Source organism: Mesorhizobium sp. ESP-6-4, assembly GCF_020164735.1.
GTDB lineage: Bacteria > Pseudomonadota > Alphaproteobacteria > Rhizobiales > Rhizobiaceae > Mesorhizobium.
This window is the reverse complement of the sequence record NZ_JAIUGS010000015.1, coordinates 13,961-28,681: the sequence shown is the minus strand read 5'-3', so window position 1 is coordinate 28,681 and position 14,721 is coordinate 13,961. Positions and strand designations below refer to the sequence as shown.

The 14,721-nt window shown below is 64.0% G+C and carries 12 protein-coding genes; 9 read left to right on the top strand and 3 right to left on the bottom strand.

Annotation, left to right across the window (positions count from 1 at the left end; genetic code table 11):
• Window position 1 precedes the first annotated feature (1 nt).
• From tssJ to LB523_RS22195, 9 genes are read left to right on the top strand one after another with little or no spacing between them, the layout of a single operon-like run.
• Window positions 2-454 (top strand): type VI secretion system lipoprotein TssJ, encoded by a 453-nt coding sequence (gene tssJ, locus LB523_RS22235; RefSeq protein WP_095765815.1) that lies wholly within the window; start codon window positions 2-4, stop codon window positions 452-454.
• A gap of 35 nt (window positions 455-489) precedes the next feature.
• Entirely contained in the window at window positions 490-1,824 is a 1,335-nt protein-coding gene (tssK, locus tag LB523_RS22230) for a type VI secretion system baseplate subunit TssK (RefSeq protein WP_095765816.1), read from the top strand.
• 4 nt (window positions 1,825-1,828) lie between these two features.
• Complete coding sequence (gene icmH / locus LB523_RS22225) at window positions 1,829-3,154, top strand: type IVB secretion system protein IcmH/DotU (protein ID WP_224606999.1); 1,326 nt, start codon at window positions 1,829-1,831, stop codon at window positions 3,152-3,154.
• A 1-nt stretch (window position 3,155) separates the two neighbouring features.
• A complete protein-coding gene (tssM, locus tag LB523_RS22220; RefSeq protein ID WP_224606997.1) occupies window positions 3,156-6,695 on the top strand; it encodes a type VI secretion system membrane subunit TssM in 3,540 nt (1,179 codons plus the stop codon).
• Complete coding sequence (gene tagF, locus LB523_RS22215; RefSeq protein WP_224606994.1) at window positions 6,677-7,219, top strand: type VI secretion system-associated protein TagF; 543 nt, start codon at window positions 6,677-6,679, stop codon at window positions 7,217-7,219. Before tssM ends, tagF begins: the two co-directional genes overlap by 19 nt.
• The gene (locus LB523_RS22210) at window positions 7,219-8,316 is read left to right on the top strand and encodes a DUF2169 domain-containing protein (protein ID WP_224603272.1); all 1,098 of its coding nucleotides are present in this window, start codon (window positions 7,219-7,221) and stop codon (window positions 8,314-8,316) included. Before tagF ends, LB523_RS22210 begins: the two co-directional genes overlap by 1 nt.
• A complete protein-coding gene (locus LB523_RS22205) occupies window positions 8,313-9,338 on the top strand; it encodes a beta-ketoacyl synthase N-terminal-like domain-containing protein (protein ID WP_224606990.1) in 1,026 nt (341 codons plus the stop codon). Before LB523_RS22210 ends, LB523_RS22205 begins: the two co-directional genes overlap by 4 nt.
• Entirely contained in the window at window positions 9,335-10,402 is a 1,068-nt protein-coding gene (locus LB523_RS22200) for a PAAR-like domain-containing protein (protein WP_140844108.1), read from the top strand. Before LB523_RS22205 ends, LB523_RS22200 begins: the two co-directional genes overlap by 4 nt.
• 18 nt (window positions 10,403-10,420) lie before the next feature.
• Window positions 10,421-11,326: a hypothetical protein gene (locus tag LB523_RS22195; protein WP_140844106.1), complete on the top strand. Its 906-nt coding sequence runs from the start codon at window positions 10,421-10,423 to the stop codon at window positions 11,324-11,326.
• A 45-nt stretch (window positions 11,327-11,371) separates the two neighbouring features.
• Here LB523_RS22195 and LB523_RS22190 read toward each other — a convergent pair whose 3' ends face one another.
• From LB523_RS22190 to tssI, 3 genes are read right to left on the bottom strand one after another with little or no spacing between them, the layout of a single operon-like run.
• A complete protein-coding gene (locus LB523_RS22190) occupies window positions 11,372-11,731 on the bottom strand; it encodes a hypothetical protein (protein ID WP_140844104.1) in 360 nt (119 codons plus the stop codon).
• Window positions 11,731-12,156 (bottom strand): DUF6484 domain-containing protein, encoded by a 426-nt coding sequence (locus LB523_RS22185; RefSeq protein WP_224606987.1) that lies wholly within the window; start codon window positions 12,154-12,156, stop codon window positions 11,731-11,733. Before LB523_RS22185 ends, LB523_RS22190 begins: the two co-directional genes overlap by 1 nt.
• Window positions 12,157-12,165: 9 nt before the next feature.
• Entirely contained in the window at window positions 12,166-14,490 is a 2,325-nt protein-coding gene (gene tssI / locus LB523_RS22180) for a type VI secretion system tip protein TssI/VgrG (protein ID WP_224606984.1), read from the bottom strand.
• Between the last annotated feature and the right edge of the window lie 231 nt (window positions 14,491-14,721).

Genomic DNA, 14,721 nt, shown 5'->3' with positions numbered 1-14,721 from the left:
CATGATCGACAGACGTGAATTCATCGTCGCCATCGGCGCGACGGGGCTGCTTGCGGCTTGCCAGAGCGGCCCGCCGAAACCATCGGTCATCTCGGTCAACGTGACCGGTGGCGCCGGCATGAATCCGGGACCGGGCGGCGGCGACAGGCCGGTGACCGTGCTGGTGATGCGGCTTGCCAGCACAGGCAAGTTCAACTCGGCCGATTATTTCGCGCTGCAGGGCGATGCCGGCTCGGCGCTCGGCGCCGACCTCATCGGATCGGACGCGATCTCGGTCGCTCCGGGCAAGACGGCGGCCAAGACCATCACGGTCGAACCGAACGCGACGGCGCTCGGCTTCGTCGCGCTGATCCGCGAACCCGGCGGACGCAACTGGCGCACGACCAAGTCGGTATCGCCGGGGTCGAAATTCACCATCAACGTCAGCCTCGGCAAGGGCGGCATTTCCGCCTGACGACGAGACAGCACGGCAGTGCAGAGAGCAGTGGCATGAGCGACGCAAACAGGGTGCTGTGGTCCGAGGGACTCTTCTTGAGGACCCAGCATTTCCAGCAGCAGGACCGGTTCTTCGAGGGGATGGTGCGCGGCGCCTTGCAGGCCGGCCAGCTCCATACGTTCGGCTTCCAGCAGCTGACGCTCGACCAGTCGCTGCTCGATGCCGGCCAGGTGTCGATCGTGTCCGCCCGGGGCATCTTCCCGGACGGTACGCCCTTCTCCATCCCGGAACTGATGGACGCGCCGAAGCCGCTGCCGGTCACGGCCGACACCGGCGCCGGGCCGGTGCTGGTGGCGTTGCCGCTCGAGCCGCCCGGCGGCGTCGGCTTCGATCCGGCGCATTCCGCGTCGACGGGCGCGCGCTACCACGGCAAGATCGTTGCGGTACGCGATGCCGTGCAGGGCGGCGCCGATCCGGAAGAGATCGAGATCGCGCGGCCGCAAGCGGTGCTGCTGGCGCCCGGCAAATCGGTCGGCGGCTATACGGCGCTGCCGGTCGCCGACATCAAAGGTGTGCGCGCCGATGGCGGCGTCTCGCTCGACCAGGCCTTCCTGCCGCCGACGCTGATCACCGGCGCCGTCCACTGGTACCGGCAATTGCTGCAGGAGGTCGTCACCGGTCTTGACCAGATCGCCGAGGCGCATGGCAAGATGGTGATGGGCGGCGCCGGCCGCAGCGTCGAGGACCTTTTGATGCTGCATCTCGCCAATGCCGCGCGGCCGCGCCTTGCGCATATGCTGGCGCAGGATGTCTTCCATCCGGCCGAGCTCTATCTTGAGCTTGCCGGCCTCGCCGGCGAGATGGCCACCTACGGCTCGAGCTCGCGGCGGCTCGGAGAGCTGCCGGCCTACGACCACATGGCGCCGGGTCCCGCCTATATGGCGCTGGCCGACGCCTTGCGTTCGCTCATCCTCAGCCTGCGCTATATCGAGCCGAAGTCGCGCGCGCTGCCGGTCATGCGGCACGCGACCAATGTCTGGAAGGTGCGCATCGACAACCCGAAGCTTTTGGTCGCCAGCCGCATCGTCATCCGCGTCGGCTCCGAGCTTTCGGAGGATGCGCTGCGCAAGATCTTCGTCAACCAGGCGACGGTCGGGTCCGCCGACCAGTTCGAAGGATTGTGGAAGTCGCGCCTGCCGGGCATTCCGCTGAAACCGCTGCATTCGCAGCCGCGCGAGATCCCGTATGACGGCGACAGGCTGTGCCTGGAGCTCGACCAGAAGAGCGAGCATTGGGCCTCGCTGCTCGACGCCCCCGGCTTCGTCATCGGCGTTTCCGGTGTGCTGCCGAGCGAGCCGCAGGTCGACTGCTATTCGGTGAACAGGTGAGGCCATGAGCCGGGATGATCCTTTCGGACTGTCGGAGGATCGCGAGCGAACCCGCATCCGCCTGACCGGTGCCGCGCCCCGACCGATGGCGCCGCTGGCGCCCGGCGCGCCGGTCAAACGGGCGCGTGCCCATCCCAACACGCTGATCAATATCTTCGCGCCGCTGCTCGAATTCGCGCCGGAGCTCGAAAGCGCGCTGGCGCCGGAGAACCCGGAAGTCATGCGCACGCGCCTGCTCGACGAGCTGGTGCGGGCGCGCGATGCCGCTGTTGCCGCGGGCTCGTCGCTGGAGCGCGCCGACAAGGCGGCTTGGGCGGTGGCGGCGCTGCTCGACGATCTCGCGCTCAACACGCCGTGGGGCGGCGCCAGCGCCTGGCCGCGCCAGCCGCTGGTGGTCATGCTGCGCGGCGATGTCGATGCCGGCACCCAGTTCTTCACGCGCCTCGACGAGCTGGAACGGCATCCCAACCGCGACCGCGAGATGCTGGAACTGCAATATTATTGCCTGGCGCTCGGCTTCCGCGGCAAATACCGGGTGCCCGGCCGCGCCGGCGACCGTTCGCTCAACGCCGTGCGCGTGGCCGCCGCACGCTTCCTGCGCAACGCGGACGCCGAGGACGCACCGCTGTCGCCGAACTGGAAGGGCGTAATCGCCTCCGACGAGCCGCAGCGCTTCATCGTTCCGATTTGGGTGATGGCGCTTGCCGCGATCGTCGTCGCCGCAGCCGCCTATATCGGCCTGTCGATGGGCCTGAGCAGCCAGGCGGTCGAGCTTTCCGCGCTGGTGCGCACGCTGCCGCCGGCCTCGCGCGGCGACATCACCCGCGCGGCGCCCAAGCTGGATGCACCCGCGCCCGAGCCGCAGCCGGTCGATTTCGCGCTGCTGCCGGAATTCAAGGCCGAGGCGCCGGACAACCTCAAGGGGGCGCTCAGCGGCACCGAGAGCGTCTCGCTGGCCAAGCTGATCATCCAGTCCTCCAATCCCGAGCTGTTCCAGTCCTCCCGGCCGACGCTGACGGAAGGATACGAACCGCTGATCGCAGCGATCGCCAAGGTGATCCTGGACAATAAGGAGTTGATCGGAAAAATCACCGTCGTCGGCCATACCGACAATGTGCGCCTGCAAAAGTCCAACCCGCTGGCCAGCAACCAGCGTCTGTCGGAAGCGCGCGCCGAAACCATAGCCAAGCTTCTGGTGCAAGCCGGCGTGCCGCCGGAGAGTATTTCTTCCGAGGGCCGCGCCGAAACCGATCCGGTGGCCGACAACTCGACGCGCGAGGGCCGCGCGCTCAACCGGCGCGTCGAGGTTCTGGTCGAGAAGAGGCTCTGAGATGTTCATCCTGCGCTTCCTCTGGGCCGTCATCACCTCGCGTTTTCTCTGGACGCTGATCGGCATTGCGCTGCTTTCGCTCCTGATCTGGGTGTTCGGCCCGATCGTGCAGGTCGGCCCCTACGCGCCGTTCGAATCCGACAATGTGCGCATCGCCATCATCGCCGGGCTGATCATCCTGTGGCTGATCTGGCTGATCATCGCGCAGCGCCGCGCGATCCGCGCCAACCGCATGTTCGTCGCCGAGATCGCGGCGCCGGTCGCCGAAAAGCAGCTTACGCCCGGCGAGGAAAGCGTGGCCGCCGTCGGCGCCAAGTTCGGCGAGGTGATGGCGGAGCTGAAGCGCCGCAAGCTCGGCGGCAGAAAATTCCTGCGCGAGATGCCCTGGTATGTGATCGTCGGTCCGCCGGCCACCGGCAAGACCACGGCATTGCGCCAGTCGGGCCTCAATTTTCCGATCGACCTCACGGACGACCTGCAGGGCGTCGGCGGCACACGCAATTGCGACTGGTTCTTCTCCGAGAACGCGGTGCTGATCGACACGGCGGGCCGCTACGTCCAGCAGGAAAGCCAGCCGGATGTCGACGCGGCGGAGTGGCTGGGCTTCCTCGACCTTCTAAAGAAGCACCGAGGCCGGCGCGCGCTCAACGGGGTGATCGTGGCGTTGTCGATCGATGCGCTGTCGGAGGGCGACGACGCGATCAAGGCGCATGGCAGAAAGATCCGCCGCCGGCTGGCGGAGCTGAACGACCGGCTGGAGATCCGCCTTCCTGTCTACCTGATGCTGACCAAGGCCGATCTGATCAAAGGGTTCGAAGCGTTCTTCGGCGGCTTGTCGACCACGGCGCGCGAGCAGGTGTGGGGAACCACTTTCCCGCTCGACGCCCGCGTCAGTGCCGGCATGATCCAGACCGAACTCGCCAGGCTTGCCAGCGAATTGGAGCGGCGGCTGGTGCCGCGGCTGGAGGATGAAGACAAGCTCGGCCAGCGCGCCGAGATCTTCCGTTTCCCGGCGCAGCTTGCCAGCCTGTCCGAGCCGATCCAGGTGCTGGTCGAGGCGATGTTCGGCGAGAGCCGCTATGAGGAAGCCGCCTGGCTGCGCGGCCTCTATCTGACCTCGGCGACGCAGGAAGGCGCGCCGATCGACCGGCTGACCGCGGCGCTGTCGTCATCCTTCGGGCTGCCGCCGCGCCGTGCCATGCCGGCAGCGCGCGTCGAGAAGCGCAGCTTCTTCCTCAGGAATCTGCTCACCGAAGTGATCTTCAAGGAAGCCGGCCTTGGCACATTCGATCCGCTGGCGCAGCGCCGCCGCGCCTGGATCTGGCGCGGAGCCGCCGCCGCCTGCGCGCTCGCCGCCCTGCTCGCCGGCGGACTGTTCACCTGGTCCTATCTCGACAACCGCAATGCGATCGCCGAACAGGCCGGTCAATTCGAGGCGCTGCAGGCGCCGCTCACGGACGTCGCCGCGATGCCGGCTGCGGTCGAGCAGCCGACCATCGACGGCGCGCTGGCGGCGATGGACGCGGTGGCCACGGCCCGCACGGCACCGCCGGATGCCGTCCACAATCTGCTCGGCCCGACCGCCTCGGCCGAGCTTATTCGCGCGCAGGCCGATACCTACGACCATGCGCTGCGCAACGTTCTGGAGCCGCATATGGTCGCGTTGCTGGAAGCCACGATGTGGCGGCAGATCCGCGATCCGGATTTCATGCTCGGCGCGCTGAAGACCTACCGGATGATGACCGGCCTATCGCAGATGGACACCGATTTCGTGCAGAACTGGTGGGTGAACAGCCTGCCGCAATTCGCGCCGGCCGCGCCCTTCCCGACAGCGGACGCCGAAGAGCACCAGCTTGCCGCGATCCGCCGCATGGCCGTCGACGACAGCTACATCGCGCCGGACAAGGAACTGGTCGCCGAGGCGCTGAAGACGGTGTGCACGATCTCGCTGCCGGAGCGCGCCTACAAGCAGTTGCTTGCCGACCCGGAAGTGGCGGCGGTCAAGGAATGGGTGCCGGCCAATTTCGCCGGACCGAACGGCGCCAAGGTGTTCGCGCGCCGCTCCGACAAGACGCTGCGGGTGGGTGTGCCGGGCCCCTACACCTATGCCGGCTTCCACGACGCGATCCTCGACCGGGTCGAGGATGTCGCCGGACAGGCGGCGCTCGACCGCGCGGTGTTTGCCGGCGGCTGTTCGGAGAATTCGGAGACGTCGGTCTCGGCGCTGTCGGAAGACATTCTGAAGCTCTATTACGACGACTATATCGCGCAGTGGGATAGTTTCCTGCGTGACATGCGGCTGGCGCCGCTGACCGACCTCAACGTCGCCAGCGAGAACCTCAAGGATCTGTCCAGCGCCGACTCGGCGCTGAAGCGCCTGCTCACCGCGGTGGTGCAGGAGACCGACCTGACCCGTTCCGACGAGGCGGCGGCCGACGACAAGAGCGGCGCTGCCAAGACCGGCTCGAAGCTTTTGAGCAAGCTCGGCAAATTGGGCAAGGTGGTGAAGACGGGCGCGAAATTGTTGCCCCGCGCGGGCTCGGCCGACCAGGTCGACATGACCGGCAGCCTGGTGGCCGAGCATTTCAAGCCGCTCAAGGGCACGATCGCCCAGGTCGACGGCCAGCCGCCGGCGCTCGACGCCGCCGTCGTGGCGCTGACGGCGTTGTCCAACGTGCTGCAGACGGTGACCGCCAACCCGGATCCGCAGGACGCCATCAAGAAGCAGGGCGGGCTGGCCGAACTGACGGGCGCCGTCGCCAGACAAGCGCAGATCCTTCCCTCGCCGATCAACGACTGGCTGGGCGGCATTGCCGGCGACACAAGCGGCCTGTCGCAGAAGGCCGTCACCAACGAGCTCAACGCCATTTGGCGCGCCGATATCCTGCCCTTCTGTCAAGCCGCGCTCAACAACCGCTATCCGTTCAGCCCCGACAGCGCGGTCGACGTCAATGTGCGCGACTTCCAGCGCCTGTTCGGGCCGACCGGGCTGATCGACGCCTTCACCAACGACCATCTGATCAACTATGTCGACACCGCCAGCGAGCCATGGAAATGGCGCGCCGATTTCGGTCTCGACCCGGCGGCGCTCGCCGCGTTCGAGCAGGCGCGCCACATTCGCGACGATCTGTTCCCCGGCGGCACCGGACCGGTGATGAATTTCACGCTGGAGCCCAAGGACCTGTCGCCCAACGTGGCGCGGGTGACGCTCAACCTCGATGGCCAGAACCTCGTCTACTACAACAACGCGACGAGGCCGCAGCCGATGACATGGCCGGGCAAGGACGGCACCGGCGTGATCTCGCTGGCCTTCCAGCCGGTCGACGGCTCGCCCGAGGTGATGCTCAACGAGACCGGCAGCTGGGCGTGGCTGAGAATGCTGCGCGGCGGCCGCTTCAACGCGACCAAGCTCACCGACGTCTACAGCCTGCGGCTCGGCACCAAGGGGATGTGGGCCGATTTCGAGCTCAAGGCGGCCAGCGTCGAGAACCCTTACACGCTCGAAATGTTCAAGAAGTTCACATGTCCGCCGCAGATCTGATCCTGCCCGGCTTCTATGGCAAGATGCCTGCCGCCGGCGATTTCGTCACGCGCCGGCTGCCAGGCGATTTCGTGCGCGTGTGGGACCGCTGGCTGGCGCAGCACATCGTGCCGCTGTTCGGGGTAGAGACCTGGCCGGCGGACACGGCGCTGCGGTTCCTTAGCGGCCCTGCTTCGTTCGGTGCTGCGGCCGGCGTCGTGCTGCAAAGCGCCGACCGGGTCGGCCGGCGGTTCCCGCTCAGCGTCGTCGCCCGGATTTCGGAGGCGCCGCTGAAGCTGGCTTATGCGGATAGGTGGTTTGACGGCATCGAGAATGCCGCCCTCGCCGCGCAACGGGGCGAGCTGACGCCCGACGAACTCGACGCGGCGCTTGCGGACCTGCCCATTCCGCCCGTCGAGGGTGAGGGCGATGTCATCGACGGCCTCGTGGCATGGACGGCGCATACGGATATTTTCGACGTCGATCCGCAGGCGCCGCAGCCGGTGCTGGAGCAGATTTTCGCGGCTAGTTGGGAGACCAGCTGATGCAGATCTGGAACCAGATGGGCTATCCGCACCAGTTCACTATGGGCATGGACAAGGCCGGCCATGAATGGCTCGTCGTCGTGGTGAAGGGTACGTTCGACTTTCCTGAGAAGCCTGGCGGACTGGTGCAGAAATCGGCCGAGCAGGTGCCGCTGGTGATGGCCGACACGCACACCGGCGTGCCGGGCTATTCGGCGACGCTGTGGGAGACGGATTTCGCCTTCCGTAAGCCGCGCTGCGATGTCATCGCCAATGGCTGCGCCTATGCGCCGGGAGGGCGCCCAGCCGAGCGCGTGCCGGTCGGCATCAAAGTCGGCAACTGGTCGAAGCTCCTCGAGGTCGTCGGCCACCGCGAGTGGCGCGCCATCGGACCGGTGTTCAACGCGACGGCGCCGCAGCCCTTTTTGAAACTGCCGATCTCTTACGATGTCGCCTGGGGCGGCATCGATCGCCTGGATCCGGAGGACGAACTGCCCGCCAGCTACAAATACAACCCGGTCGGCACCGGCTGGTCGCGAACGAAGAACCAGCGTCTCATCCCAGGCCTGCGGCTACCGAACACGCAAGCTGTCAACGAGGAAATCCGCTCGCCCTTCGGCGACTACAAGCCGATGAGCTTTGGGCCGATGGGCCGCGGCTGGCCTGGCCGCATCGAATATGGCGGCACCTATGACGACAACTGGACGAAGAACATTTTTCCGTTCCTGCCGCCGGACTTCGACGAACGCTATTTCCAGATGGCGCCTGAGGACCAGCAGATCGATCACCCGCATGGCGGCGAGGAGATTGCGCTTGTGAACCTCACGCCCGATGGGCGTGTTAGCTTTCGGCTGCCGTCGACTGCATTGCCCATCACCTTGTTCAAGGGGAACCAAAAGGCCTACGAAGGTGATATTTTTCCCGACACCGTCCTCCTCGACCCCGAAAGGCGTCGCTTCTCGCTGGTCTGGCGCGTCTCACAGCGAATCCAGCGGACCATCCTCGATTTCTCCGAGTGCTGGGTCGGTCCGCCCACGCCGGCAATGCTGAAGGCGCGCGCGACAGGCCGCACCTATATCCGCGCCAACGGCACGGCGCCGGAGGAGGAGGAAGCATGACCTCCCCGGTCGAGATCGTTTCGGTTGGTATGGTGACGGCCGTTGGCCTTGACGCGCCCTCAGCCTGCGCAGCGATGCGCGCTCGGCTCGATGGCTTCCAGGAAACCCGTTTCGTGGGCTCACCCGCGGGCTGGCTTACGGGTGCGCCGGTGCCGCTGCCACGCAACTGGATCGGCGAAAAACGAATGGCCCACCTAGCAGCAGGGGCGATATCGGAAGCGTTCGGAAATCATCCGCAAGCTCGAGGGCAGACGGCGCTCATCCTCTGCCTACCGGAGGAGGATCGCCCCGGCCGCCCGGTCCGGGACAATCTCGCCTTGCTCCGCCGGATCAGCGAAATCGTCGAGATCGAATCTCATCTGCGTTCTCGCATCGTGGCTTATGGACGTCCTTCCGGGCACGTAGCGTTCGATCAAGCGCGCAGACTGCTTGCATCTGGCGAAGCTCCCTATGTCATGATTGCAGGCGTCGACAGCTATCTGACCGGATCAACAATTTCCCACTACCTCAGCAAGCGCCGCTTGCTTACGGCGGATAATTCCAACGGCTTCATTCCAGGCGAAGCCGCTGCGGCCATTCTCTGCTCGAGACCGCAGGGTAACGGTTTCCGGCTGTTCGGCCTCGGTCTTTCGCGCGAGGAGGCTTCTATTTACAACGACCAAGATCTGCCGTTGCGCGCCGATGGCATGACGGCTGCCTACGATGCGGCGTTCCACGAAACCGGGATTGATATGAACCGGCTCGGCTATCGCATCGCCGACCTGATCGGCGAGCAATACTGGTTCAAGCAGACCGCGCTGGCCTCGATCCGCCTGCTGCGGGGGCGCCATGAGTTCCAGGACCTATGGTCGCCCGCGGAGTCTCTGGGCAACATCGGTGCCGCAGCCGTTCCGCTTATGGTAGGCATGGCGTGGACCGCAGCCGGCAAAGGATATGCCGCCGGCAATCCGGTCCTCATCGAGGCGTCTTCCGACGCAGGTGCGTGCGGCGCCGCGGTGTTCGCTTACGGGAGAAGGGCATGACCGTCTACGCCAATAGTCTTGAGATTGCCTGCAAAGCGCAGGCTAACCAGGTCATCGCGGCCTTTCCTTACGTCTGCTTCACCCCGCCACAAACTCCGGCAACACCGCCCGGCGTCCCGGTACCCTATCCAACGTTTGGAATGGACAGCGACACGGACAACGGAACAGGCACAGTCAAGATCGGCGGAAAGACTGTCACGCAGAAAAACAAATCTTACTACACCAGATGTAGCGGCAACGAGGCGGGCTGCGCGCCAAAGAAAAACATCATCACCTCGGTCAATACGGGCAAGGAATACGCCCATGCCTGGTCCGGCGACGTCAAGATGGATGGCGAGCCGATCAGCCGTTTCACCGACATTTCATCGAACGATCACGCCTCCCCTACCGCGGGCGGACCTCCAATGCCGAAGGTCGCTACGGCCACGCCGGCAACCTTCAAATGCTCGGATCTCGAGATAAAGCCGTACAAGGAGCTGGAATGCCCGGAAGGCTATGAAAAGGAGCATACCGTTGAGGTCCAGTTCTTCACGGCCGAAGGTGTGCGCGACCTGACTCTGGACTGCTGCAAGGACTACGACGACAAAGAAGCGCCATGCATTTGCATGAAGGCGAAATGGATGGCGGGCGAAGCGGCAAAAGCCAAGGCTGCGGGCGCGCCCGGCAAAAAGGTGGTCGGCAAGAAGCGCAAAACCCCGCACAATAAAAAGTCTGCGGATGCCCGCAACTGGCTGAGCAACAATTCTGCCGGCAAGCTGGGCGATTTTACTGACGAATGCGTGAACAGCACGGTGAAAAACCTTGACGACCCCAAGATTCCGCCTGCCGTGCACGCCGCTGCCACAGAATGCCTCAAGACTGCGAACATGGAATACTTGAAGAAGAGCATGAACAAGTCCGAGAAACAGGTGAAGGACAAGAAAGCCTGCCACGGGACTTGCCCTAAGGCGAAGGATCAGGCTCGTCTTGTTCAAGTCGCCAAAAAGCGCCTCAGGAAGGCGGCGGGTGGGGAATCCGTCGTTGTGACAGCCGCGGATGTGGCCCCCTCGAAAGTTTCCTGCTAGCCGGAAAGGACGAAGCGAATGAAGATGGACAAAGAAGACCTCGAGGGATTCGCAACCGATCCGGACACCGACATCGAATGCCTGCAGGTTGCGCCGTTGAGCGGCAACAAAGTGGCCATCCTGTTCCTGCTCAGCGATGCCGACTACGTCACCACTGTCTCGGTGATTTTCGTCGTCGAGAATTTCGACCCCAAGAAATCCCGTGGTGCCCTGGTAACGTCTGAATGGCTGATGGCGCTCTCAGCCGCGCCTTCTGGCGAGTTGTTCGCACTTGAGGCGACCACCTGGATCTGGCGATACGCTGGTACGACTTGGACACGTGACAAAGTCAGCGACAAAAGCCTCAGGCAGGTCTGGGCAGAGGATGCCGGAGGGCCGATCACGGTTGGCACGGACGGCGTGGCCTTCCGGCTCGTTGGGCCGCGATGGCAGGCGATTACGCCGCTCGGATCCAACGAGTACTTGGATATTCATGGACACCGCAAGCACGGCATCTATGCATGCGGTGAGATGGGCACTCTCCACCGCCTGATGGGTGCAGGCTGGCAGTCCTTGGAAACACACCGGCACGATCAGTTGCGCGGTATCGACGTCGCGCCTGACGGCAAGATCAGGGTCGCCGGCGATGACGGCGTCTGTCTTCGAATTGCAAATGACGAAATAACCGAGATAACCGCTACCGCCGACATGACTTATCTCTCCGTGCGAACCTTCAATGGCAATGCCTATTGGGGCGACGAGGCCGGGCTGAACATCGAAAAGGCCAACGCGCTTCTGCCATTCGAGGACACCGGCATTGCCTCAGACCTCCGCACGGATGGCGAGTTCCTGTACGTCGCCGGCATCGACACGGCGTGGCGGTTCGATGGCCGCAGATGGAAGACGCTGACTCTTGTCTACGATGACGGCCTTCGACTTATCTGAAACTGCCCAGCGGGGGCAGTATTTCTTTACCTCCGCAGACGAGGTTCACACTACGGACGTCTCACCAGACTGATGGCCGTTCTGCGACAGGTACGCTCGCACCTTGGCAAGGTCGAGGTCGGCAACGCGTTTCGGCGCGCCGTCGATCAGCATGCGCAAGACGAACATCTCTCCCGCTTCGGGATACTCGGCATAGAGGGCCTCAGCAATTTCCCGTCCGGCATCGCCGGCGGTCCGGAGGCCATCGAGATGAGCATCCAGCCTTTCGACAAGGCGCTCGAGCCGCTCCTCGTCCATATCGGGATTCTCGTCGGGATGCAGCAAATGATGGTCATAGACGGTCCAAAGAAACGCCGCCATTTCCGCGTGCTGACGCACGATCTCGCGCAGGACAACCTTGGGCATCAGTTGAGATTCACCGATGCCCCACGAACACGGTTGGTTGCGCTGGCATGGCTCGTTACGTAGGTGCCGCGGATCGTGATGCGTCCGTCTTTTTCCATGATGATCGTGGCCTTTCCGCAGCGAAGTTCAATGCGCTCATTTGCGTTGATCCTCACACGTTCTCCGTCCCGAACCACGTGCGGCGCATCAGATTTACGCGCGGGGTCAACAATCCGCCCGACAATCAGCGGCCGGCCTGGATCGCCCTCCTGGAAGAGCAGTGCCACCTCGGCGCCGATCATGTCCGAGGTCAATTCCGCGAGGCTTCGCGCCGACACGGCAGTTTCCTTTGGATTGCCCGGGAAAACCACAAGGGGGGAATCCTCACCGAAGCCCAGGAAAATGCCGATCACAACGCCATCAATCCGTTCTTTTGTCACCGCCATGGCCAGCCCTCAGTTCTGCTTTATCTCTGACCCCTTCATCGTGATGTCGCTCGAGGCCTTAACATTGATCTTGCCGGAGCCCTTGATGGAGATGTCGTTGCCTTCGATGGTTATGGTGCCGTCTTTCTTCATCGTAATCGCTGCGGAGCCGCATTTGAGGGCAATCGAATCGCCGGCCTCGATAAGGAATGTCTTGCCGACATTTATCTTTCCGTCCTCGCCGATTTGAACCATGCTCCCTTTGGCGATCCGCAACTCGTAGGCGCCCCCCACCTTGGTTCCGTCGTCGGCGGCGATTTCGGCACGCCTTCCCTTGCCGATCTTCGACTTCTGATCGCCGGCGATGTTGACGGTTTGGCCGCCGCCGATCGTCACGTCCTGATTTGACGCGATGTTCCAGCTGTCGTCGGCACCAATTTGGTGGCTCTGCGCCGACCCCACAGTGACCGACCGTGTCGCCCCAATCGTGTTCGTCTGCGAAGCGCCGACAGTTCGCGCTTCAGCCGCCCCCACCGTATCCACACGCGCCGCGCCCACCGTGACCGTCTGCACTAGCCCCACCGTCTGCGAGTGGTTCGCGTCGATGTTCTCCGTCGAATTCGAAACGACGTGAATCGTCTCGTTTGCCATCACCGTCAGCGACCTGTTCTTGCCCACCGTCTCGGTGTCGTTCGACCCGATATTCGTCGTCTGGTCGACGCCGATCTTGACCGTCTTGTTGTTGCCGACGTCCTCGTCGAGGTTGTGGCCGACGGAATGTTTGGCGTCGTGGTCGATGCGGTCGGACTGGTCGTGTTGGACCGTCTTGTTGCGGTCGTGCTTGATCAGCAGGTGGTGGTCCTTCTGGGCCTGGAAATTGACCAGCTCGGAGCCCGCCTTGTCCTCGAACATCAGCTCGTTGTAACCGCCGCCGCCTTTCGAGGAATTCGACTTCCAGCCCGACTGCGTGGCGTTGCCCGGCAATCCATAGGGCGGCATCTGCGACGCGTTGTAGACGCGGCCGGTGATGATCGGCAGGTCCGGATCGCCTTCGATGAAATCGACGATGACCTCCTGGCCGATGCGAGGGATCTGGATGAAGCCCCAGTTGCTGCCGGCCCAGGTCTGCGAGACGCGCACGAAACAGGAGGAGTTTTGGTCCTTCTTGCCGAGCCGGTCCCAGTGGAACTGCACTTTCACCCGCGCATATTTGTCGGTGAAGATCTCCTCGCCCGAAGGGCCGACGACGGTCGCGGTCTGCGGACCGCGCATGATCGGCCGCGGCGTGATGCGCGCCGGCCGGTAGGGCAGTTTGGTGGGCGCAACGCCGAGCACCACCTTGAAATTCTCGCTGTGGGCCTCGTTCTGCGTCCGGTAGCCCGGGTCGAACAGGCGATATTCGGCGCTGACCACCAGATAGTCCTGGTTCTGGTCGTCGCGCGGAAAGCTCTCCAGCGTGAACTTGCAGCCGGAAAAAAGGCCGCGCACGGTGCCAACCGCCGTGCTGTGCTGGTGCACGGCCTGAAGCTCCTCGCGGCGGATCCCGGCGATCTTGTCGCCGCGCCCGACATCGAGATGCGCGCCGGGCTGGCGATAGTTCTCGCCCGAAGCCTCCTTGTGGGCGAAAGGCTGGGCGGATTTCGCCATCAGATCGGCGCCGGGCTTCTCAAAATCATAATCCGTATGGGCATAGGCGCCCGGGCGCACCGCGCTGCCAGGGATCCATTCGGTGATGTATTCGACATCGCGCCGTGAGGCCTGGCCCTCGAAGTTGTAAAGCACCTTCTCATAACCGGGCGCCGGCTTTAGCTTGCTCATCGCGTCACAGAGGATGAGCGTGTGCTTGCCCTCGTCATGCTCGAAGAAATAGAAGATGCCTTCGTGCTCGAGCAGCCGCTGCACGAAATCGAGATCGCTCTCGTCGTACTGAACGCAATATTCGCGCTGGGGATAGGACCCCTGCAGCCGCTTCTCGAATTTGGCGATGCCGTATTTCGAGAATACCTTCTCGACGATCTCCACCGCGGTCATGTTCTGGAAGATGCGGCAGTCGGTGGTGTTGCCGAGAAACCAGGGCCATGGCCTGACGGTCGCCTCGTAGAAGGCCAGCCGGTCCTCGATGCGGGTCAGTTTGAAATCCGACACGAGGCCGCTGAACCAGCGCTTCGGATCGGATTCGCCCTCGACCGAAACGACGCCGCCCAACATCTTCAACGGGTCGATGTCGCGGTTCTTCGAGACGAAGCCGACCGTGTAGGCAAAACAGCGGCTGATCTCATCGCGGCCGATGAGATGGGTGAAGGTCAGGTCGGCGCCCGCCGGCGTCTGCACAACCGTGGCGCGTTCGTTCGGCATGGTCGTGCCCCTCCTGGACGCGGCCGCCAGTATGATGGATTGAAGCCCCCGCTATGTTAACCGCATCACGTTCGGGAACTTTTCACGCCCACCGCACCGGACCACTTTCAGCCTAGCACATGTTTGGCGGCGGCCAAATAACAGCCGTGGCTAAACCGCCCCGTGCGCCGGTGTGAAACGCAGCTCTCCCGCCGCGCTCGCAAGCTGCTAGAATGCCAGAGCATTTCCAGG

Coding starts and splice junctions, on each gene's coding strand:
- LB523_RS22195 (WP_140844106.1), top strand. CDS start 10,421: ATGAAGATGGACAAAGAAGACCTCGAGGGATTCGCAACCGATCCGGAC.
- tssI (WP_224606984.1), bottom strand. CDS start 14,490: ATGCCGAACGAACGCGCCACGGTTGTGCAGACGCCGGCGGGCGCCGAC.
- LB523_RS22200 (WP_140844108.1), top strand. CDS start 9,335: ATGACCGTCTACGCCAATAGTCTTGAGATTGCCTGCAAAGCGCAGGCT.
- LB523_RS22185 (WP_224606987.1), bottom strand. CDS start 12,156: ATGGCGGTGACAAAAGAACGGATTGATGGCGTTGTGATCGGCATTTTC.
- tssJ (WP_095765815.1), top strand. CDS start 2: ATGATCGACAGACGTGAATTCATCGTCGCCATCGGCGCGACGGGGCTG.
- LB523_RS22205 (WP_224606990.1), top strand. CDS start 8,313: ATGACCTCCCCGGTCGAGATCGTTTCGGTTGGTATGGTGACGGCCGTT.
- tagF (WP_224606994.1), top strand. CDS start 6,677: ATGTCCGCCGCAGATCTGATCCTGCCCGGCTTCTATGGCAAGATGCCT.
- tssM (WP_224606997.1), top strand. CDS start 3,156: ATGTTCATCCTGCGCTTCCTCTGGGCCGTCATCACCTCGCGTTTTCTC.
- LB523_RS22210 (WP_224603272.1), top strand. CDS start 7,219: ATGCAGATCTGGAACCAGATGGGCTATCCGCACCAGTTCACTATGGGC.
- icmH (WP_224606999.1), top strand. CDS start 1,829: ATGAGCCGGGATGATCCTTTCGGACTGTCGGAGGATCGCGAGCGAACC.
- tssK (WP_095765816.1), top strand. CDS start 490: ATGAGCGACGCAAACAGGGTGCTGTGGTCCGAGGGACTCTTCTTGAGG.
- LB523_RS22190 (WP_140844104.1), bottom strand. CDS start 11,731: ATGCCCAAGGTTGTCCTGCGCGAGATCGTGCGTCAGCACGCGGAAATG.